The organism is Streptomyces aureus (assembly GCF_000725495.1).
Lineage (GTDB): Bacteria > Actinomycetota > Actinomycetes > Streptomycetales > Streptomycetaceae > Streptomyces > Streptomyces aureus_B.
In genome coordinates, this window is the sequence record NZ_KL647039.1 from 466,827 (window position 1) to 486,880 (window position 20,054).

Annotated in this window: 19 protein-coding genes; 11 read left to right on the forward strand and 8 right to left on the reverse strand. The window is 71.0% G+C overall.

Annotation, left to right across the window (positions count from 1 at the left end; all coding sequences use genetic code 11):
• Positions 1–136 precede the first annotated feature (136 nt).
• Both IO36_RS38395 and IO36_RS38400 read left to right on the forward strand, forming a co-directional pair.
• A complete protein-coding gene (locus IO36_RS38395) occupies positions 137–748 on the forward strand; it encodes a hypothetical protein (RefSeq protein WP_037627311.1) in 612 nt (203 codons plus the stop codon).
• 316 nt (positions 749–1,064) lie between these two features.
• Positions 1,065–1,763 carry a class F sortase gene (locus IO36_RS38400; protein ID WP_037627313.1) on the forward strand — a complete coding sequence of 233 codons (699 nt, stop codon included), beginning with the start codon at positions 1,065–1,067 and terminating at the stop codon, positions 1,761–1,763.
• Between the two features lie 100 nt (positions 1,764–1,863).
• Here IO36_RS38400 and IO36_RS38405 read toward each other — a convergent pair whose 3' ends face one another.
• The 4 genes from IO36_RS38405 to kdpF form a co-directional block, all read right to left on the reverse strand.
• A complete protein-coding gene (locus tag IO36_RS38405; protein WP_209441331.1) occupies positions 1,864–2,532 on the reverse strand; it encodes a potassium-transporting ATPase subunit C in 669 nt (222 codons plus the stop codon).
• Between the two features lie 24 nt (positions 2,533–2,556).
• Positions 2,557–4,656: a potassium-transporting ATPase subunit KdpB gene (gene kdpB, locus IO36_RS38410; protein WP_037627318.1), complete on the reverse strand. Its 2,100-nt coding sequence runs from the start codon at positions 4,654–4,656 to the stop codon at positions 2,557–2,559.
• A gap of 98 nt (positions 4,657–4,754) precedes the next feature.
• Positions 4,755–6,419: a potassium-transporting ATPase subunit KdpA gene (gene kdpA / locus IO36_RS38415; protein WP_037627320.1), complete on the reverse strand. Its 1,665-nt coding sequence runs from the start codon at positions 6,417–6,419 to the stop codon at positions 4,755–4,757.
• Positions 6,420–6,451: 32 nt separating this feature from the next.
• The gene (gene kdpF / locus IO36_RS43940) at positions 6,452–6,541 is read right to left on the reverse strand and encodes a K(+)-transporting ATPase subunit F (RefSeq protein WP_009326374.1); all 90 of its coding nucleotides are present in this window, start codon (positions 6,539–6,541) and stop codon (positions 6,452–6,454) included.
• Between the two features lie 435 nt (positions 6,542–6,976).
• Here kdpF and IO36_RS38425 point away from each other — a divergent pair, with 435 nt between their 5' ends.
• The 3 genes from IO36_RS38425 to IO36_RS38435 all read left to right on the forward strand — a co-directional run bounded on the left by IO36_RS38425 (position 6,977) and on the right by IO36_RS38435 (position 11,442).
• The gene (locus tag IO36_RS38425; protein WP_037627323.1) at positions 6,977–8,935 is read left to right on the forward strand and encodes an APC family permease; all 1,959 of its coding nucleotides are present in this window, start codon (positions 6,977–6,979) and stop codon (positions 8,933–8,935) included.
• A 257-nt stretch (positions 8,936–9,192) separates the two neighbouring features.
• Entirely contained in the window at positions 9,193–9,918 is a 726-nt protein-coding gene (locus IO36_RS38430; RefSeq protein ID WP_037627325.1) for a response regulator transcription factor, read from the forward strand.
• Complete coding sequence (locus IO36_RS38435) at positions 9,919–11,442, forward strand: sensor histidine kinase (RefSeq protein WP_037627327.1); 1,524 nt, start codon at positions 9,919–9,921, stop codon at positions 11,440–11,442.
• A gap of 413 nt (positions 11,443–11,855) precedes the next feature.
• Here IO36_RS38435 and IO36_RS38440 read toward each other — a convergent pair whose 3' ends face one another.
• The gene (locus IO36_RS38440; protein ID WP_037627328.1) at positions 11,856–12,566 is read right to left on the reverse strand and encodes a CE1759 family FMN reductase; all 711 of its coding nucleotides are present in this window, start codon (positions 12,564–12,566) and stop codon (positions 11,856–11,858) included.
• Positions 12,563–13,654 carry an LLM class flavin-dependent oxidoreductase gene (locus IO36_RS38445; RefSeq protein ID WP_037627329.1) on the reverse strand — a complete coding sequence of 364 codons (1,092 nt, stop codon included), beginning with the start codon at positions 13,652–13,654 and terminating at the stop codon, positions 12,563–12,565. Before IO36_RS38445 ends, IO36_RS38440 begins: the two co-directional genes overlap by 4 nt.
• 134 nt (positions 13,655–13,788) lie before the next feature.
• On the opposite strand from IO36_RS38445, the gene IO36_RS38450 reads away from it, so the two are divergent.
• Positions 13,789–15,213 (forward strand): MFS transporter, encoded by a 1,425-nt coding sequence (locus IO36_RS38450; protein ID WP_037627331.1) that lies wholly within the window; start codon positions 13,789–13,791, stop codon positions 15,211–15,213.
• Positions 15,214–15,216: 3 nt separating this feature from the next.
• On the opposite strand, the gene IO36_RS38455 is transcribed toward IO36_RS38450, so the two are convergent.
• A complete protein-coding gene (locus tag IO36_RS38455) occupies positions 15,217–16,107 on the reverse strand; it encodes an NADP-dependent oxidoreductase (protein WP_037627333.1) in 891 nt (296 codons plus the stop codon).
• A 122-nt stretch (positions 16,108–16,229) separates the two neighbouring features.
• Between IO36_RS38455 and IO36_RS38460 the strand changes: the two genes are divergently transcribed.
• Positions 16,230–16,643: a winged helix-turn-helix transcriptional regulator gene (locus IO36_RS38460; RefSeq protein WP_037627336.1), complete on the forward strand. Its 414-nt coding sequence runs from the start codon at positions 16,230–16,232 to the stop codon at positions 16,641–16,643.
• Here IO36_RS38460 and IO36_RS38465 read toward each other — a convergent pair.
• Positions 16,616–17,119, reverse strand: a complete 504-nt coding sequence (locus IO36_RS38465; RefSeq protein ID WP_037627338.1) for a MarR family winged helix-turn-helix transcriptional regulator — start codon at positions 17,117–17,119, stop codon at positions 16,616–16,618. The two genes, IO36_RS38460 and IO36_RS38465, sit on opposite strands and share 28 nt — an antisense overlap.
• 409 nt (positions 17,120–17,528) lie before the next feature.
• Here IO36_RS38465 and IO36_RS38470 point away from each other — a divergent pair, with 409 nt between their 5' ends.
• The 4 genes from IO36_RS38470 to IO36_RS38480 all read left to right on the forward strand — a co-directional run bounded on the left by IO36_RS38470 (position 17,529) and on the right by IO36_RS38480 (position 20,050).
• The gene (locus IO36_RS38470; protein ID WP_078943695.1) at positions 17,529–17,924 is read left to right on the forward strand and encodes a YnfA family protein; all 396 of its coding nucleotides are present in this window, start codon (positions 17,529–17,531) and stop codon (positions 17,922–17,924) included.
• Positions 17,925–17,984: 60 nt separating this feature from the next.
• Complete coding sequence (locus IO36_RS38475) at positions 17,985–18,752, forward strand: SDR family NAD(P)-dependent oxidoreductase (protein WP_037627340.1); 768 nt, start codon at positions 17,985–17,987, stop codon at positions 18,750–18,752.
• Entirely contained in the window at positions 18,749–18,991 is a 243-nt protein-coding gene (locus IO36_RS45430) for a hypothetical protein (RefSeq protein ID WP_078943696.1), read from the forward strand. The genes IO36_RS38475 and IO36_RS45430 overlap by 4 nt, the downstream gene beginning before the upstream one ends.
• A 189-nt stretch (positions 18,992–19,180) precedes the next feature.
• Positions 19,181–20,050, forward strand: a complete 870-nt coding sequence (locus IO36_RS38480) for a hypothetical protein (RefSeq protein ID WP_037627564.1) — start codon at positions 19,181–19,183, stop codon at positions 20,048–20,050.
• Positions 20,051–20,054 lie beyond the last annotated feature (4 nt).

Here is a 20,054-nt window from a genome sequence, read left to right on the forward strand (position 1 = left end):
GGACCTTCCCCCTGGGCCGTGCGGGGCTCTCGAGTGGTGCGGTGCGCACATCGGGCTGACGGTGGATCACGTCGCACCGGGTTTTCGCCTGCTGACAAGAGGTCAGCTGCCTGGTTCTGACGGAAGGACTCCGACAATGCGATCTGCCCGCATGCTCCTGGCCGCCGCGACGGCCACCGCCGCCCTCGCGATCGGCGCCCCGGGCGCGTACGCCGCCGCGTCCGGCGACTGGGACCACAGCGACTCCTCCTCTTCCTCCTCGTCCTCCTCTTCTTCCTCCAAGGAAGACTCCGGCTACGGCAAGGAGCACTCCGACTCCGGCAAGGAGCACGAGGACTCCGGCTACGGCGCGGAGCACGGCAAGGACGACAGCGACCAGGGCAAGCCCACCTGGCACCACCAGAAGCCGGAAGGCGGCATGCACACCGGCGGTGGCGCGCTGATGTCCATCAAGACGGACGACTCCTCGAAGGGCGACAAGAAGTACGACCCGGAGACCTACAAGGACAAGGACTCCTCCAGCAGCTCGGAGCACGGCAGCGGTTCCTGGAGCTCCGGGACGGACAAGGGCTCGTGGGACTCGGGCAGCAAGGAGTCCGAGGACCGGCCGCACGGCGGCATGCACACCGGCGGTGGCGGTCTCGCCACGACGTCCGGCGTCACGGCCGGCGGAGTCGGGGTCCTGGGCCTCGCCGCGGCGGGCGTGTACATGCTGCGCCGTAGGAACGCCCAGGGTGGTGTGGCCTGACCATGTCTGACGACATAGCCGACATAGCGGTCCGGGCCGCCACCCACTCACCCCGTGGCGGCCCGGCCGGTCCCTCCCCCGGCCCCTGTCCCCCCGACGGCTCCGTCCCCTCCCGCTCCCGCCACCCAGACCGCCCTTGTCGCTCCCCCCTACTGCTGCTGTTCCCGTCGCTCCTGCCGTTCCCATTGCCTCTGCCGTTCGCATTGCCTCTGCCGTTCCCGTAACTCCCACCGGTCCCGTTGTTCCCCCGGTCCCCGTTGCTCCCGCTGTCCCCACCCGTCCGCTCCGCTGCCCCGATCCGATGAGGTGGTACCCGATGGCAGCCCGGTTGTCCTCTCCCGCCGAGACCCCGCACGTGCCGCCCGAGCGGACCTTCCGGCGCCGTGCGACCTGGGTCGTGTGGTGCGCCGGTATCGCGGTCCTGCTGGCCACGAACGTGCTCCACCGCCAGGACGAACCCTCCGGCCCCGCTCCCGCCGCCCCGGCCGCTGCGGCGCCCGCGCACTCGCACGCGCCTCTCTCCTCCGCCTCGCCCTCGAACGACCGCCCGGGCGGGAAGCACCTCCCGCGGGCCGAGCCGACCCGGCTGCACATCCCGAAGATCTCGGTGGACGCGCCCTTCACGGAGCTCTCCATCGACGACACGGGCCGGCTCCAGCCCCCGCCCGCGAACGACACGAACCTGGTCGGCTGGTACGCCAAGGGCGTCTCCCCGGGCGAGGTGGGGACGGCGATCATCGCCGGCCACGTCGACACGAAGACCTCCGCCGCCGTGTTCGCCGGGCTCGGCGACCTGAAGAAGGGCGACACCTTCAGCGTCGAGCGGTCCGACGGCCGGACGGCGTCGTTCGTCGTCGACAGCGCGGAGACCTTCGCGAAGGACGCCTTCCCGGACGACCGGGTGTACGCAGACACCCCGGACGCCGAGGTCCGGCTCATCACCTGCGCCGGCACCTACGACCGTTCGGTCAAGGACTACACCGACAACCTCGTCGTCTTCGCCCACCTCGCCTGACGGGCGGGACCGGGCGCGGACCTGCGGACCGTGCGCACAGGAAGGGGAGCCGGCACCCGGCGGGACCGGGTTCCGACTCCCCTTTCTCGCGCGCCTGTTGTCAGCTCCGGGACACGAGTTCCCGCAGTGCGACGTTGAGTTCGAGGACGTTGACGCGGGGTTCGCCGATGAAGCCGAGGGTGCGGCCCTCGGTGTGGTCGGCGACCAACTGCCTCACCCGGGCGACGGAGAGGCCGTTGCGGTCGGCGACCCGGTGGACCTGGAGGTCGGCGTACCGCGGGGAGATGTCGGGGTCGAGGCCGGAGCCGGAGGAGGTGACGGCGTCGGCGGGGACCTGGGAGGGCCTGACCGTGTAGCCGGGCACCGAGTTGTCCTCGACCACGGCGGCCTTGGCGTCCTCGACCTGCCGGACGAGGTCCTTGTTGTCGGCGGCGAGGTTCGTCGCACCGGACAGAAGCAGCTTGTACCGGGTGTTGACGGAGTTGGTGCCGAGGCCGTTCGCGGGGCGGCCCTGGAACCACTTCAGATCCGGTTCGGGGGTCTCCTGGCCCTTCTTCGACGGCAGGTCGTACGGCTGCCCGATCAGCGACGAGCCGACGACCCTGCCGTCCGCCGTGATCTCGGAGCCGTTCGCCTTGTTCCCGAACAGCCCTTGTGCGACGCCGGTTACCGCCAGCGGGTAGAGGACGCCGGTCACCAGGGTCAGGACGAGGAGGGCGCGCAGGCCCGCCCCGAGCAGCCGGGCCGTGTTGATCGCGGAGTTGTTCATGGCAGTCAGCACGCTTTCGAGGAGTTACAGCCCGGGGACGAGGGAGACGAGAAGGTCGATGATCTTGATGCCGACGAACGGGGCGATCAGGCCGCCGAGGCCGTAGACGGCGAGGTTGCGGCGGAGCAGCCTGTCGGCGCTCGTCGGGCGGTAGCGCACCCCCTTCAGGGCGAGCGGCACCAGCGCGATGATGACGAGCGCGTTGAAGACGACCGCGGAGAGGATCGCGGAGTCGGGCGAGGACAGGTGCATGATGTTGAGCCTGTCCAGGCCCGGGTAGACCGCGGCGAACAGCGCCGGGATGATCGCGAAGTACTTCGCGACGTCGTTGGCGATGGAGAACGTCGTGAGCGCGCCCCGGGTGATCAGCAGTTGCTTGCCGATCTCGACGATCTCGATGAGCTTGGTGGGGTCGGAGTCCAGGTCCACCATGTTCCCGGCCTCCTTGGCGGCCGAGGTTCCGGTGTTCATGGCCACGCCGACGTCGGCCTGGGCGAGCGCGGGGGCGTCGTTGGTGCCGTCGCCGGTCATCGCGACGAGCTTGCCGCCCGCCTGTTCCCGCTTGATGAGCGCCATCTTGTCCTCGGGGGTGGCCTCGGCGAGGAAGTCGTCGACGCCCGCCTCCTCGGCGATCGCCTTCGCGGTCAGCGGGTTGTCACCCGTGATCATGACCGTCCTGATGCCCATGCGGCGCAGTTCGTCGAACCGTTCGCGCATGCCCTCCTTGACGACGTCCTTGAGGTGGATCACACCGAGGACCCGGGCGCCGCGCGCGTCCTCGACGGCCACGAGCAGCGGGGTGCCGCCCGCCCCGGAGATCCGGTCCGCGAGGGGACCCGCGTCCTCGGCGACCGCGCCGCCCCGCTCCCGGACCCAGGCGACGACCGAACCGGCCGCGCCCTTGCGGACCTTGCGTCCCTCGACGTCCACGCCGGACATCCGGGTCCGGGCGGTGAAGGCGATCCACTCGGCGCCGGTGAGCTCGCCCTGGTGCCGCTCGCGCAGCCCGTACCGCTCCTTGGCCAGGACGACGACGGAGCGGCCCTCGGGAGTCTCGTCCGCGAGCGAGGAGAGCTGGGCGGCGTCGGCGACCTCGGCCTCGGTCGTCCCCGCGACCGGCACGAACTCGGCGGCCCGCCGGTTGCCGAGCGTGATCGTGCCGGTCTTGTCCAGGAGCAGCGTCGACACGTCACCGGCGGCCTCGACCGCCCGGCCGGACAGGGCGAGCACGTTGCGCTGGACCAGGCGGTCCATGCCGGCGATGCCGATCGCGGAGAGCAGCGCGCCGATCGTGGTCGGGATCAGACAGACCAGCAGGGCCACCAGCACGACCATCGTGAGACGGGTGCCCGCGTAGTCCGCGAGTGGCGGCAGCGTGGCGCAGGCCAGCAGGAAGACGATCGTCAGCGAGGCCAGCAGGATGTTCAGCGCGATCTCGTTGGGCGTCTTCTGCCGGGCCGCGCCCTCGACCAGGGCGATCATCCGGTCGATGAAGGTCTCGCCGGGCCTGGTCGTGATCTTGACGACGATCCGGTCGGAGAGGACCTTCGTGCCGCCGGTGACGGCGGAGCGGTCCCCGCCGGACTCCCGGATGACCGGGGCGGACTCGCCGGTGATGGCCGACTCGTCCACCGAGGCCACGCCCTCGACGACGTCCCCGTCGCCGGGGATGGTGTCGCCGGCCTCGCAGACGACCAGGTCGCCGATCGTCAGCGCGGTTCCTGGCACCCGCTCCTCGGAGCCGTCCGTCAGCAGTCGCCGCGCGACCGTGTCGGTCTTGGCCCTGCGCAGGGTGTCCGCCTGCGCCTTGCCGCGCCCCTCGGCGACCGCCTCGGCCAGGTTGGCGAAGACGACGGTGAGCCACAGCCAGGCGCTGATCGTCCAGCCGAACCAGTCGCCCGGGTGCTGGAAGGAGAACACGGTGGTCAGCACGGAGCCGATCCACACCACGAACATGACCGGCGACTTGACCATCACCCGCGGGTCGAGTTTGCGGAAGGCGTCCGGCAGCGACCTGACCAGTTGCCCGGGGTCGAACAGACCTGTGCCGACCCGGCCCTCGGCGGGCTTGTGCCCCGCGGGGACGTCGCTGTGCGGCGCCCGGGCGGGAGTGGCTGTGGACATGGAGTCCCCTTGGTTCTCAGTACGGGCCGGGTTCTGTGTACGGGCCGGGTTCCGTGTACGGGCCGGGTTCTCTGTCGTCGGGTTCTCTGTCGGGGTCGTCATGACGCCAGCCCCTCGGCGAGCGGCCCCAGGGCGAGGGCCGGGAAGTAGGTCAGGCCGGTGATGATCAGGATCGCGCCGACCAGCAGCCCCGTGAACAGCGGCTTCTCGGTGCGCAGGGTGCCCGCGGTCATCGGGACCGGCCGCTGCCCGGCGAGCGAGCCGGCCAGCGCGAGGACGAACACCATCGGCAGGAAGCGGCCCAGCAGCATCGCGAGCCCGGTCATGGTGTTGAACCAGTCGGTGTTCGCGTTCAGCCCGGCGAAGGCCGAACCGTTGTTGTTCGACGCCGAGGTGAAGGCGTACAGCACCTCGGAGAACCCGTGCGCGCCGGGATTGAGCATCGAGTGCCGCGGGGTCGGCAGCGCCATGGAGGCGGCGGTGAACACCAGCACCAGGGCCGGGGTGATCAGGATGTAGCAGGCGGCGAGCTTCATCTCGCGGCCGCCGATCTTCTTGCCCAGGTACTCGGGCGTGCGGCCGACCATCAGACCGGCGATGAACACCGCGATCACCGCCATGATCAGCATGCCGTAGAGGCCGGATCCGGTGCCGCCGGGCGCGATCTCGCCGAGCTGCATCCCCAGCATCGTGATGCCGCCGCCGAGCCCGGTGAACGAGGAGTGGAAGGAGTCCACAGCGCCCGTCGAGGTCAGCGTCGTCGCCACGGCGAAGATCGAGGAGCCGCCGACGCCGAAGCGGACCTCCTTGCCCTCCAGCGCGCCGCCCGCGGCCTGGAGCGCCGGGCCGTGGTGGGCGAACTCCGTCCACATCATCAGGGCGGTGAAGCCCAGCCAGATCGCGGCCATCGTCGCGAGGATCGCGTACCCCTGCTTCACCGAGCCGACCATCACGCCGAAGGTCCGGGTCAGGGAGAAGGGGATCACCAGGATCAGGAAGATCTCGAAGAGGTTCGAGAACGGGGTCGGATTCTCGAAGGGGTGGGCGGAGTTGGCGTTGAAGTAGCCGCCGCCGTTCGTGCCGAGCTCCTTGACGGCCTCCTGCGAGGCGACCGCGCCGCCGTTCCACTGCTGCGAGCTGCCCATGAACTGTCCGACCTCGTGGATGCCGGAGAAGTTCTGGATCACACCGCACGCCACCAGGACGAGCGCGGCGACGACGGACAGCGGCAGCAGGATCCGCAGCGTGCCGCGCACCAGATCGGCCCAGAAGTTGCCCAGCTCGCCGGTCCGCGACCGCGCGAACCCACGCACCAGGGCCACCGCGACCGCCATGCCGACCGCCGCGGAGACGAAGTTCTGCACGGCCAGACCGGCGGTCTGCACGACATGCCCCATGGTCTGCTCGCCGTAGTACGACTGCCAGTTGGTGTTCGTCACGAACGACACGGCCGTGTTGAACGACTGCGCCGGGCCGACCGAGGTGAAGTGGAGCGAGCCCGGCAGCACGCCCTGCAGCCGCTGGAGCAGATAGAGGAACAGCACGCCGACCGCGGAGAAGGCGAGGACACCGCGCAGATACGCGGGCCAGCGCATCTGCGCGTCGGGGTCGGCGCCGATGCCCTTGTAGATCCACCTCTCCACCCGCAGGTGCTTCTCGGAGGAGTAGACCCGGGCCATGTAGGTGCCGACGGGCACGTGGACGAGCGCCAGCGCGCCGACGAGGGCGACGAGCTGGAGTACGCCTGCGAGGACGGAGCCCATGTCGCCCGCTGCGGTGGCAGCTGATGTCACGGTCAGAACCTCTCCGGGAAGATGAGGGCGAGGACGAGATAGCCCAGCAGGGCGACGGCCACGACCAGGCCGACTACGTTTTCGGCGGTCACAGCTTCGTCACCCCCTTGGCGACAAGGGCCACCAGCGCGAACACCGCGATCGTGGTGACGACGAAGGCCAGATCGGCCATCGTGAGCTCCTAGGGAGGTGCGGGTGTGGACGGACAGTCCGAGCAAAACCCCTCACCGGCCGGATGCGACCGCCGTTGACACCTCCCATACGGGGAGCGGCGAGCCTTTGACACTTCCCATACAGGGCACAGCGGAACGGGCCGGGTCGGTCACGGAAGGCGCGGCACCTGAACGGGCGACGGGGAACTCCCTCTCGGCGCTCCCGTGATGCGCGACCAGCGGGTCTTAACGCAAGCTTGACGCCTGAGGCCCCTGGACGCTCGGGCCCAGGGATCACTCTCTGCATACGCTGATGGGCGCCGTCTCCTCGATGGCCGGAACCGTTCGAAGAGACGTACGTCAGGAGAGTCACCGATGGCCAGCACCGAGCCCGCCCCGCCGAGCCGCTTGCGGGCGTGGATGCTGGAAGGCCTCTCCGACATCAGCAAGAGCAAGGGCCGTCAGCTGCCGAAGCCGACCGAGCCCGCGCCCGCCCACAAGGGCCAGCGCTGGTGGCGCGTCATGTGCCTGACCGGCGTCGACTACTTCTCCACCCTCGGCTACCAGCCCGGCATCGCCGCACTCGCCGCCGGACTGCTGTCCCCCGTCGCGACCGTCGTCCTCGTCATCGTCACCCTCGCGGGCGCCCTGCCCGTCTACCGCCGGGTCGCCGAGGAAAGCCCCCACGGCGAGGGCTCCATCGCCATGCTGGAACGCCTGCTCTCCTTCTGGAAGGGCAAGCTGTTCGTCCTCACCCTCCTCGGCTTCGCCGCCACCGACTTCCTGATCACCATCACCCTCTCGGCGGCCGACGCCTCCACCCACCTGGTGGAGAACCCCCATCTGAACAGCGCGCTGCACGACAAGCAGATGCTGATCACCCTGTTCCTGGTGGCCCTGCTGGGGGCCGTCTTCCTCAAGGGCTTCCTGGAGGCGATCGGCGTCGCGGTGGTCCTGGTGGGCATCTACCTCGGGCTCAACGTCGTCGTCGCCGCCGCGGGAGTCTGGGAGGTCGCCACCCACGAGCACCTCGTCACCGACTGGACCACCGCGCTCACCGCCGAACACGGCAACGTCCTCGCCATGATCGGCGTCTCCCTGCTCGTCTTCCCGAAACTCGCCCTCGGCCTGTCCGGCTTCGAGACCGGAGTCGCGGTCATGCCCCACGTGGAGGGCGACCCGGCCGACACCGAGGAGAAGCCCGCCGGACGCATCCGCGGCGCCAAGAAGCTGCTGACCACCTCCGCCGTGATCATGAGCGTCTTCCTGATCGTCACCAGCTTCATCACCACCGTGCTGATCCCCGAGAAGGAGTTCCAGCCGGGCGGCCAGGCCAACGGCCGCGCCCTCGCCTACCTCGCCCACGAATACCTCGGCAACGCCTTCGGCACGGTCTACGACGTCTCCACCATCTGCATCCTGTGGTTCGCCGGCGCCTCCGCCATGGCGGGACTGCTCAACCTCATGCCGCGCTATCTCCCGCGCTACGGCATGGCCCCGCACTGGGCCCGGGCCGTCCGCCCCATGGTGATCGTCTTCATCCTGATCGCGTTCCTGGTCACCTGGATCTTCGACGCCGACGTCGACAAGCAGGGCGGCGCGTACGCCACCGGTGTCCTCGTCCTGATCAGCTCCGCCGCCATCGCCGTCACCATCGCCGCCCGCAAGGCCCGCCAGAAGCACTGGACCGTGCTCTTCGCGGTCATCTCCGCGGTCTTCCTCTACACGACCGTCGTCAACATCATCGAGCGCCCCGACGGTGTGAAGATCGGCGCCTGCTTCATCGCCGGCATCATCCTCGTCTCCCTGCTCTCCCGGCTCGCCCGCGCCTTCGAACTGCGGGTGACCAGCATGAGCATGGACGACATGGCCGAACGGTTCGTCCGGGACATCGCCAGCCGGCGCATGCGCTTCGTCGCCAACGAACCCGACAAGCGCGACATCGCCGAGTACCGCGAGAAGATCGAGCAGATCCGCGCCGACCACGACCTCCCGGCCCACGAGGACTTCGTCTTCCTGGAGGTCACCGTCGGGGACCCCTCGGAGTTCGAGTCCGTCATGAACGTACGCGGCGAGGTGCTGCACGGCCGCTACCGCGTCCTGACCCTGGAGTCCGCCTCCATCCCCAACGCCCTGGCCGCCCTGCTCCTGCACGTCCGCGACACCACCGGCGGCATCCCGCACATCTACTTCGAGTGGACCGAGGGCAACCCCTTCACCAACTTCCTGCGCTTCTTCCTCTTCGGGCAGGGCGAGGTCGCCCCCGTCACCCGGGAGGTCCTGCGCGAGGCCGAACCCGACCGGGCGCGACGGCCCAAGGTCCACGTCGGCTGAGGCCCGACGGGTACCGGGTGAGCCCCGCCGGGTACCGAGTGAGCCCCGCCGGATGCCGGGTGAGCCCGTCCCGGGCTCCGGCGGAGTCCGCCCCCGTGGCGGGTGAGGCCTCCCCGAGGCCGGGTGCGGCCCGTCCCAGGTGACACGGCATCCGGGCACGTCCGACACACCGGAAAGGGGTAGGAGGCCGGTAAGAAGGCCCCTCCCGGACCCGCTCACCAGGTCGCACGCCGCCCACGGCTTGGCAGACTGGTCGCGTGCCCCAGAACGTACTGCTCGCCGAGGACGACCGCGCCATCCGCCATGCCCTGGAAAGGGCACTGACCCTGGAGGGCTACCAGGTGACGGCCGTGGCCGACGGGGTGGAGGCGCTGGCCCAGGCCCACCGCACCCCGCCGGACGTCCTCGTCCTCGACGTCATGATGCCCGGCATCGACGGCCTCCAGGTCTGCCGCGTGCTGCGCGCCGAGGGCGACCGCACCCCCATCCTGATGCTCACCGCGCTCGTCGAGACCGCCGACCGCATCGCCGGCCTCGACGCCGGCGCCGACGACTACGTCGTCAAGCCGTTCGATGTCGAGGAGGTCTTCGCCCGGCTGCGCGCCCTGCTGCGCCGCACCGGCAACGGCTCCTTCGACGAGGACACGTCCACACCCGCGCCCCGCGAGCCCCAGACCTCCGGCGCGCAGATCTCCGCCGCCGGGCTGCGCATGGACATCCAGGCCCGCCGCGCCTGGCGCGGGCAGCGCGAGCTGGAACTGACCCGCACCGAGTTCGAGCTCCTCGAACTGCTCGTCCGCAACGCCGGCATCGTCCTCGACCACTCCACGATCTACGACCGGATCTGGGGCTACGACTTCGGCCCCGGCTCCAAGAACCTCGCCGTCTACGTGGGCTACCTGCGGCGCAAGCTCGACGAGCCCGGCGCCCCCGCGCTGATCCACACCGTGCGGGGCGTGGGGTACGTCCTGAGGGAGGACTGAGTGCGACGACGGCTGCGGCAGGTGTCCTCCCTGCGGGCCACCTTCACCGTGTCCTTCGCGGCCGTCGCCGCCGTCGTCACGGTCCTGGTCGGGTTCCTCAGCTACGACGCCGCCGCACGGCTGGTACGGGTCGACCAGCAGACCGTCTTCGCCGAGGTCGTGCAGGACCTGCGCGACCAGGTCCGCGAGCACTCGCTGCACACGAGCGACTTCGCCTCCTCCGACCCCGACCACGACGGGCCCCTCGACGACATCATCCGGCCCAGCCGCACCGACGTGCAGGTCCTCGGGCCCGGCGGCGTGATCGTCGACCACGGTGTCCCGCCCCTGCCCGTCGACAGCCACGACCGCGCCGTCGCCGACCACGACCGGGCCGGCGGGCTCGTCCAGCACAAGGACGTCGACGTCGCCGGCGACCGCTACCGGCTCGCCACCGTCTCGCTCGGCGGCGGACGCGGCGCCGTCCAGGTCGCCCAGCAGTTCAGCGACACCGAGGACCTGCTCCGGGAGCTCCAGCAGCGGACCGTCCTGCTCGTCGGGGCCGTCGTGATCGCCGCGGGGCTGTTCGGCTGGTGGCTGGCCCGGCGCATCACCCGGCGCCTGGTGCGGCTCGCCGGGGCCGCGGAGGACGTCGCCCGCACCGGTCGCCTCGGCATCCAGGTGCCGGTCACCGGACACGACGAGGTCGCCCGGCTCGGCCGGTCCTTCGACCGGATGCTCGGCCGGCTCGCCCAGTCCGAGGAGGACCAGCGCCGGCTCGTCCAGGACGCGGGACACGAGCTCCGTACGCCGCTGACCTCCCTGCGCACGAACATCTCCATGCTCCGCCGGATCGACGAACTGCCGCCCGACGCCCGTGAGGAACTCGTCGCCGACCTGGCGCTGGAGTCGCGGGAGCTGACCGACCTCGTCAACGAGCTCGTCGCCCTCGCGGCCGGGCAGTCGGACACCGAGCCCGTGCGGCGGCTGGACCTCGCCGAGCTGGCCGAGGACGTGGCGATCACCGCGCGGCGGCGCACCGGGCGGGACGTGTCCGTCCGGGTCGCGGGGGACACCACGGTCGACGGGCGGCCGAGCGCGTTGCAGCGGGCGGTGTCGAATCTGGTGGAGAACGCGGCGAAGTTCGACCGGGGCGGGACGGAGCCGATCGAGATCCGGGTGACGGGGCCCCGCCCGGCCCCACCCCACACCGACACGATCAGCGCGCCCGGCCCGGCGCCGTCCCCGTCCCCGGGCTCCGCCGACTCCACCGGTTCGGACGGGTCATTCGCCGGGCGTCACGGGGCTCCCGTACCGGTACGGGTCGAGGTGCTCGACCGTGGTCCCGGGATCGGTGACGAGGATCTGGTGCGGGTCTTCGACCGCTTCTACCGGGCGGCCGACGCGCGCAGCCTGCCCGGCTCGGGCCTCGGTCTGTCGATCGTCCGCGAGGTCTCCGCGGCCCACGGGGGCACGCCGTTCGCCTACCCGCGAAGGGGCGGCGGAACGGTGATCGGCTTCACGGTGGAGGCCGCCGCGCACTGACGGTCCGGTGGGCGGGTCGGGGCCGTGCCGGTGCATCAGCCCGTCGCCGGAGGCGGAGCGCCGACGGTCCGGTGGGTGGGTCGGGGCCGTGCCGGTGCATCAGCCCGTCGCCGTTGGACAGGGATGTGGACGTTAGTGGCGACGGGCATCGATGTACCGGCACGGCCCCTCACGCCGAATCCCGGCTGCGGGTGCGTGGTGGCTTGTGTGAGATCCAGTTCCGGCGCGGGAACTGAGATCCAGTTCCGGCGCGGGAACGTTCCAGCCCCGCCCGGGAAAATTCAGCCCCCCCCCGGCGCGCCTACCAGCCCCGGCCCGGGAAAATTCAGCCCCTCCGGCGTTTGAGGAGCGGGGTCTGGGGCGGAGCCCCAGGTACGGGAAGGGTAGGGGCGGAGGGGGCGAAGAAACAGCTGTTACGGGCGCAGCGCCGCCAGCTGTTCCTCGAACGGGACCACATGGAACCCGTCCGCCCGCCCAGCGATGGGCTGGTCCGGCCGCCCGGCAACGGGCTGAGCTGCCTGCCCGGCGATGGGCCGGTCCGCTCGGCCGGCAGCGGGCTGGGCCGGGACCGCCGCCTCGGGGGCGGAGGAGGACACCGGAGCCGCGACCGGCGCCGGCAGCAGTGCCGCCAGCTCCCCCGCAGCCCGATCGACCCGCTCGGCCAGCCCCTCCGCACCCCAGTCCTCCGAAGCCGCGTACACCCCGGTCGGCACGACCACAGCCCGCAGATAGGCGAACAACGGCCGCACCGCGTGCTCGAGGACCAGCGAGTGCCGCCCACTCCCCCCGGTGGCCGCGATCAGCACGGGCTTGCCCGCCAGCACACCCTGGTCGAGCACGTCGAAGAACGACTTGAACAGCCCGCTGTACGAAGCGGAGAAGACCGGCGTGACGACGATCAGACCGTCCGCGGACGTCACGTCGTCGATCGCGGCGGACAGGGCGGGACCGGGGAAACCGTTGGTCAGGTTGTGCGCGATCTCGACCGCGAGGTCGCGCAGTTCGACGACCCGGACGTCCACCGAGCCGCCCGCCCGGCCGGCGGTCGCGGCCGCCAGCCGGTCACCCAGCAGCCGTGTGGACGACGGAACACTCAGCCCCGCCGAGACGACGACGAGCTTCATACCCGGCTCACCTCTTCCTTGGCCGCGGCCACCCGCGCCGCGTGGGTCGGCGCGTCCGGCACATCGGCCGGACGGTTCTTGGCGAACTCCTCGCGCAGCACGGGCACGACCTGCTCGCCGAGGAGGTCGAGCTGCTCCAGGACGGTCTTGAGGGGCAGGCCCGCGTGGTCCATCAGGAACAGCTGGCGCTGGTAGTCACCGGCGTACTCGCGGAACGCCAGCGTCTTCTCGATGACCTGCTGCGGCGAGCCGACGGTCAGCGGCGTCTGCTCGGTGAACTCCTCCAGCGACGGCCCGTGCCCGTACACCGGCGCGTTGTCGAAGTACGGCCTGAACTCCCGTACCGCGTCCTGCGAGTTGGCCCGCATGAACACCTGGCCGCCGAGCCCGACGATCGCCTGCTCGGCCGTGCCGTGCCCGTAGTGCGCGTACCGCTCGCGGTAGAGCTCGATCATCTTCTTGGTGTGGTCCGCGGGCCAGAAGATGTTGTTGTGGAAGAAGCCGTCGCCGTAGTACGCGGCCTGTTCGGCGATCTCGGGCGAGCGGATGGAGCCGTGCCAGACGAAGGGCGCGACACCGTCCAGCGGGCGCGGGGTGGAGGTGAACGACTGCAGCGGCGTACGGAACTTGCCCTCCCACGTCACCACGTCCTCGCGCCACAGACGGTGCAGCAGCGCGTAGTTCTCGACGGCGAGGTTGATGCCCTGGCGGATGTCCTGCCCGAACCAGGGGTAGACCGGGCCGGTGTTGCCGCGGCCCATCATCAGATCGACCCGGCCGTCCGCGAGGTGCTGGAGCATCGCGTAGTCCTCGGCGATCTTCACCGGGTCGTTGGTGGTGATCAGCGTGGTGGACGTGGACAGCACGAGCTTCTCGGTGCGCGCCGCGATGTAGCCGAGCATCGTCGTCGGTGACGACGGCACGAACGGCGGGTTGTGGTGCTCGCCGGTCGCGAAGACGTCGAGTCCGACCTCCTCGGCCTTCAGCGCGATGGCGACCATGGCCTTGATGCGCTCGCGCTCGGTCGGCTCCCGTCCCGTGGTGGGGTCCGGTGTCACATCGCCGACGCTGAAGATCCCGAACTGCATGGTCGCTCACCCTCCAAGTTGTTGACGCTTCAACTATACCCTCGAACCACCACCCCGCCCCAGGTATTCCATCGCCGGCCTCCAGCCGTAATCCCGCTTGACCCCGCCGCGGCCCATGCCTCACATTTATCTGCGTGACGCAGATACTGCATGACGCAAATGAAAAGACGGAGCACCCCTCCGCCCGCGCCCGCTGGGCGATCCTCGGTGTCGTCCTCGCCGCCGACGTCCTCGACCTCCTCGACGGCACCATCACCAACATCGCCGCCCCGACCATCGCCCACGACCTCGGCGGCGGCACCGCCCTCATCCAGTGGCTCGGCGCCTCCTACGCCCTCGCGCTCGGCGTCCTGCTCGTCCTCGGCGGACGGCTCGGCGACAGGTACGGCCGCCGCCGGCTCTTCCTGACCGGCCTCGCCGGCTTCACCGCCGCGTCCCTCGCCTGCGGCCTCGCGCCGACCCCGGGCACCCTCGTCGCCGCCCGGCTCGTCCAGGGCGCGTTCGGCGCGCTCGTCATCCCCCAGGGCTTCGGCATCCTCGGCGCGACCTGGCCCCGCGACCAGATCGGCAAGGCCTACAGCCTCTTCGGGCCGGTGATGGGCCTGTCCGCCGTCGGCGGCCCCGTCCTCGCCGGGTTCATCGTCGACGCCGACCTCGCCGGCCTCGGCTGGCGCCCGATGTTCCTGATCAACCTCGCCCTCGGCGGCGCCGCACTCCTCGCCGCCGCCCGCCTGCTCCCCCACGACACCGGCGACCGCGGGACCACGGTCGACATCCCCGGCTCCGCCCTTCTCGGCGCCACCATGCTCGCCCTGCTCAGCGGCCTCATCGAGGGCTCGGCCCACGGCTGGAACGCGGTCCCCGTCCTCCTCCTGCTCGCCGGACTCGCGCTCTTCGCCGCGTTCTGCCACCGCCAGCGCACCGCCCCCAGCCCCCTGATCCGGCCCTCCCTCCTGCACAACCGCGGCTTCACCTCGGGACTGCTCCTCGGCATCGTCTTCTTCGCCGCGGTCGCCGGACTCCTCTACGTCGTCTCCCTCTTCCTCCAGCAGGGCCTCGGCCGCTCCCCCGCGTCCGCCGCGCTCGCCCTGACCCCCCTGTCCGCCGGCATCGTCATCGCCTCGATCGCCTGTTACCGCCTGATCGCCCGCCTGGGCCGCCGCCTCGTCCTCATCGGCTTCCTCGTCACCCTCGCCGGAACCGTCCACCTGCTCGCCCTGGTCACCGTCTCCGGCACGGACACCGGCGGCTGGGCCCTGGTCCCGCCGCTGCTCGTCATCGGCCTCGGCATGGGCGCCTGCTTCGGCTCGCTCTACGACGTCACCATCGGCGACATCGCCCCCGAGGAGGCCGGCAGCGCGGGCGGCTCGCTCGGCGCGGTCCAGCAGCTCGCGAACGCCGTCGGAGCGGCCGCCGTCACCACCGTCTACTTCCACACCGGCGGGGACGGGGCCCGCCCCGCCGGCGTGAGCCTCACCGTCGTCGCCGCCGTCACCCTCCTGTGCTGCCCCCTCGTACGCCTGCTCCCGCTCAAGGCACCGGACCAGCACCACCAGTGACCGCTACGGCACGAGGACCAGCCGGCCCCGCAGCCCGCCCTCCGCGAGCCGCGCATGCGCCTTCACGGCCTCGTCGAGCGCGTACGTCCCGGCCACCCGCGTCGTCAGCACCCCCTCGTCGACGAGCGCCACGAGCTCCGCGAGCCGGGCCCCGTCGGCGGCGACCTCCACGGCGCCGGTCCGCACCCCGCGCACGGACTCCGGCTGGGCCCCGGGGATGACACCCAGGAAGACGCCCCCGTCCCGCACCCACTCCAGGGCGTCGGCACCCAGGATCGCCGCGTCCAGGACCGCGTCCACACTGCCCGGGGCCACCCCGTCCGACACGAACCGCTCCGCCCCCAGGGACCGCACGAACTCCTCGTCGTCCTCCCGGGCCAGCCCGATCACCCTCACCCCGAGCCGGGAGGCGAGCTGCACGGCGTACCCGCCGACCGCGCCCGCCGCCCCGGTCACGAGCAGACTCTGCCCCGGCTCCAGCGCCAGCCGGTCCAGCGCCTGGGCCGCGGTCAGAGCGTTGAGCGGCAGGCTCGCCGCGTGCGCCGCGTCGACCGAACGGGGCGCCACGGCCACCGCGTCCGCGTCGACGACCACCTGGTCGGCGTGCGTACCGAGGTCCTTGGCGGTCCCGTACGCCAGCGCCACCACCTCGTCACCGACGTTCCACCCCGAGGCGACCCCCACCGCGTCCACGACCCCGGCCACGTCCCAGCCGAGCCCCAGCCGCTTCCCCGCGCCCCCGAAGACACCGGCGCGCACCCCGGCGTCCACGGGGTTCACCGCCGCTGCCGTCACCCTGATCCGCACCTGCCGCGCCCCCGGCTCCGGCAGGGCGACCTCGCCGATCTCGACGGCTTCCGGACCACCGAACGACGTCACGACCGCTGCACGCATCCCAGCTCACCCCATCTGTAGGTCATCCGCGGGTCTCTCACCCGCCACAACAACCCTAGGAAGAGCTACTATCCATTGGTAAGTAGGCACCTGAAGGTGCGTACGTCACCCGGAGGTACGTCATGGCGACCACGACGGCGGCCCAGCGGCGCCAACAGGCCCGTTTCGAGTACGACGCGTTCCTCAAGAGCTGCCCCACCAACCAGCTCCTGGACCGCATCAGCGACAAGTGGGTCAGCCTGATCGTGAGCGCGCTCGCCGAGGCGGGCGGACCCATGCGGTACAGCGACCTCGGCCGCAAGATCGCCGGCGTCAGCCCCAAGATGCTGACGCAGACGCTGCGTTCACTGGAGCGCGACGGCATCCTGTCCCGCACGGTCACGCCGTCCGTACCGGTCCGCGTCGACTACGAACTCACACAGCTGGGCGTGAACCTCAGCTGCCTGCTCACCGCCGTCAAGGACTGGGCGGAGCACCACATCGAGGAGGTCGTCGAGGCACGCGAGCGCTACGACGCGTCGTCCGAGGCTTCCTGAAAATCCCCGGACCGCAGGCGGGCCACCTGCTCGGCGCTGAAGTCGACCGTGCGCCGCATGTGCCCGATGATCAGGGCGATCCCGTCCTCGTCCAGCCCCTCGAACAGGCCGTACCAGCCCGCGCCCAGCCGCTCCCACATCCGCCCGAACTCGGCGATCTTCTCGGGCACGGTCGCCACCAGCACCCGCCGCCGGTCGACCACGTCGCGCTCCCGCACCACGTAACCGGCCTTCTCCAGCCGGTCCACCAGCCGCGTGGCCGACCCGGTGGTCAGCCCCGTCATCTCGGCGATCCGCCCCGTGGTCACGGGACCGTTCTCCAGGCTGAGCAGGTTCACGCACTGCACGTCCGTGGGGTGCAGGCCGACGTGGTCGGCGAGGGCCTGGTTGAACAGGGCGTACGAGGCCATGTACCGGCGCGACACGTCCGCCAGCTCCTCCAGCAGCCGCCCCCGCGCACCCCCGTCGCCGCCCATAGGGCCCCCTTTCACCTGCCGAAATCGTACGCCGCAGTCCTTCCCCCACCAGACACGAGCACCCACTCCCCAAGCTACTTTCGCCCCCTCCGCCCCTACCCAACCCGACCCGACCCGACCCCAGGGGCTCCGCCCCCGACCCCCCGCTCCTCAAACGCCGGAGGGGCTGAATTGTCCTTGCCCGGGGCTGAAAGGTGCCGATGGGCAGGACGAAGCGTGCAGCCGGCCGGGCCGACCACGCGAAGCCCACGGCGACAGCCACGACGCACCGCAGCCGCCGGATTCCGGCGCGAAGCCCAGGGCGTCAGCCACCACGCACCCGCGGCCGGGATCCGGCGCGAGGGGCTGGACCTCAGCAACGATTCACCGGCACCCGGCCACGCACGCGAGGGGACGTGCCGGTACATCGATGCCCGTCGCCACCAACGTCCACATCTCCGTCCGACGGCGACGGGCTGATGCACCGGCACGGCCCCGACCCACCGCGCTGCTCTTCGCCCTCGCCGCACTCCTGGAGATCGGCGGCGCCTGGCTCGTCTGGCAGGGCGTCCGCGAACACCGCGGCGCGATCTGGATCGGCGCCGGCGTGATGACCCTCGGCCTGTACGGCTTCGTCGCCACCCTCCAGCCCGACGCCGAATTCGGCCGCGTCCTCGCCGCATACGGCGGCGTCTTCGTCGCCGGCTCCCTCGCCTGGGGCGTCGTAGCCGACGGCTACCGCCCCGACCGCTGGGACATCACCGGCGCCCTCATCTGCCTCGCCGGCGCCGCCGTGATCATGTACGCCCCCCGAGGCGGCAACTGACCCCCGCCTATCCTGGCCGGTAAGACCGAGCACACCCAGACACCGCCAAGGAGCAGCCGTATGACCCCCGCCGCCGCGTCCCGTATCGCCGTCGTCACCGGTGCAAGCAGCGGAATCGGCGCCGCGACGGCCCGCCAGCTCGCGGCCGAGGGCTACCGCGTCGTCCTGACGGCCCGCCGCAAGGACCGCATCGAGGCGCTGGCGGAGGAGATCACCACCGCCGGCGGCCAGGCCACCGCGTACACCCTGGACGTCACGGACCGCACCGCGGTCGACGAGTTCGCGTCGGCGTTCAAGACGATCGGCGTACTGGTCAACAACGCGGGCGGCGCGCTCGGCGCCGACCCGATCGCGACCGGCGACCCGGCCCAGTGGCGCCAGATGTACGAGACGAACGTCATCGGCACCCTGAACATCACCCAGGCCCTGCTCCCGGCCCTGACCGCCAGCGGCGACGGCACGGTCGTCGTCCTGTCGTCCACGGCGGGCCACGGCACGTACGAGGGCGGCGGCGGCTACGTGGCCGCGAAGCACGCCGAGCACGTGCTCGCGGAGACGCTGCGCCTGGAGATCGTGGGCACGCCGGTCCGGGTCATCGAGGTGGCCCCGGGCATGGTCAAGACCGAGGAGTTCGCACTGACCCGCTTCGGCGGCGACAGCGACAAGGCGGCCAAGGTCTACGCGGGCGTGGCCCAGCCCCTCACCGCGGACGACGTCGCCGAGACGATCACATGGGCGGTCACCCGCCCGAGCCACGTGAACATCGACCTGCTGGTGGTCCGCCCCCGCGCCCAGGCCTCGAACACAAAGATCCACCGCGAACTGTGACCCCGGACGAGGCACCCGCCCCCCAGCCACCCCCGCCCGGACCCGGAACACCACCCGAGCCCCCCACCGGCCCTGGGCCCGAGCCCCAGCTCCCGCCCCCACCCCCACCCGGCGAACAGGCCCGCCTGGCCCTGGAGAAGAAGCGAGAACGCTACGTCTGGTACTACCTGGCGTACTTCCTCTTCGGCATCCACATCGTGGCCTTCGTCATGATCTGGGCAGTCCTGTCAACGAAGTGACCCACCGCCCGAGAACAACGCCGCACCTCAGCACCCCGACACCTACCTCACACGGGTGAACCGACTCGATCACCCGCACGTCACCCGAACGCTCGACCTAAGCTCGCGCCACAACACCAAACACGACGGCCCCCGGCCGGGACTGCCATCCCGACCGAGGGCCTGACCAGCACGGAAGTGAGCTTCCTGATGGCTGACCGCGAGCCTAACGCGCTGCCCTGCGCATCGGACGAATCCCGCAGCACGGCACCAGAGTTCATGGACCTCGAAGTCCCCGACTACGCCTACATGTTCGGCTTCCTGCAAGCCGACGGGCACCTCTCCAAGGGAACGGGTCAGAAAGGACGTATGACCGTCGAGCTCAGCGCTCGCGACGTCGGCATCCTGCGCGAGTTCCAGCGCCTGACGCCCTACAACAGCACCATCACCGGCCGCACCCGAACCACGAACTTCGCCGCCTCGCACGAATCGTCCATCTGGACCCTGTGCGCCCTAGAGGCAAGGACGAAGCTGAACGAACTCGGCCTGCCCTACGGCCGCAAGTCCAGGGCCATCGCGCCTCCGCGCGTCGTCTTCTCGCAACGCGACTATCTCCGAGGAGTGGTCGACGCGGACGGTTCGGTGGGCTTCACCGCCAAGGGTCTGCCATTCGTCTCTCTCGCCACCGCCAGCGCCGCCATCGGCGCCTACCTGTGTTTCTACGCAGGCAGGATCACGGGCGTCGAGCGGTCTCTCAAGCGCAATGCCCGAGACGGCATCTTCAACATCCTGTACACGACAGAAGCGGCACAGAAATTGGGAGCCCACCTCTACTATCCGGGCTGCCTGTCACTGGACCGCAAGCGGACTACCGCCGCAGCTCTCGGCACTTGGTCCCGCCCGGCCATCATGCGTGTAGCACCTGACCGCCGCCGCTGGACGCCATCGGAGGACCGACTGCTGTTGGCGCTGAACAACGACGCCGCAGCAGCCAAGGAACTCGGCAGGACCGAGAAGAGCTGCTACATCCGCCTCTGGCGCCTGCGGACCGGCAAGACCCCCCTGCCAGCAGGCGTCTGACCGA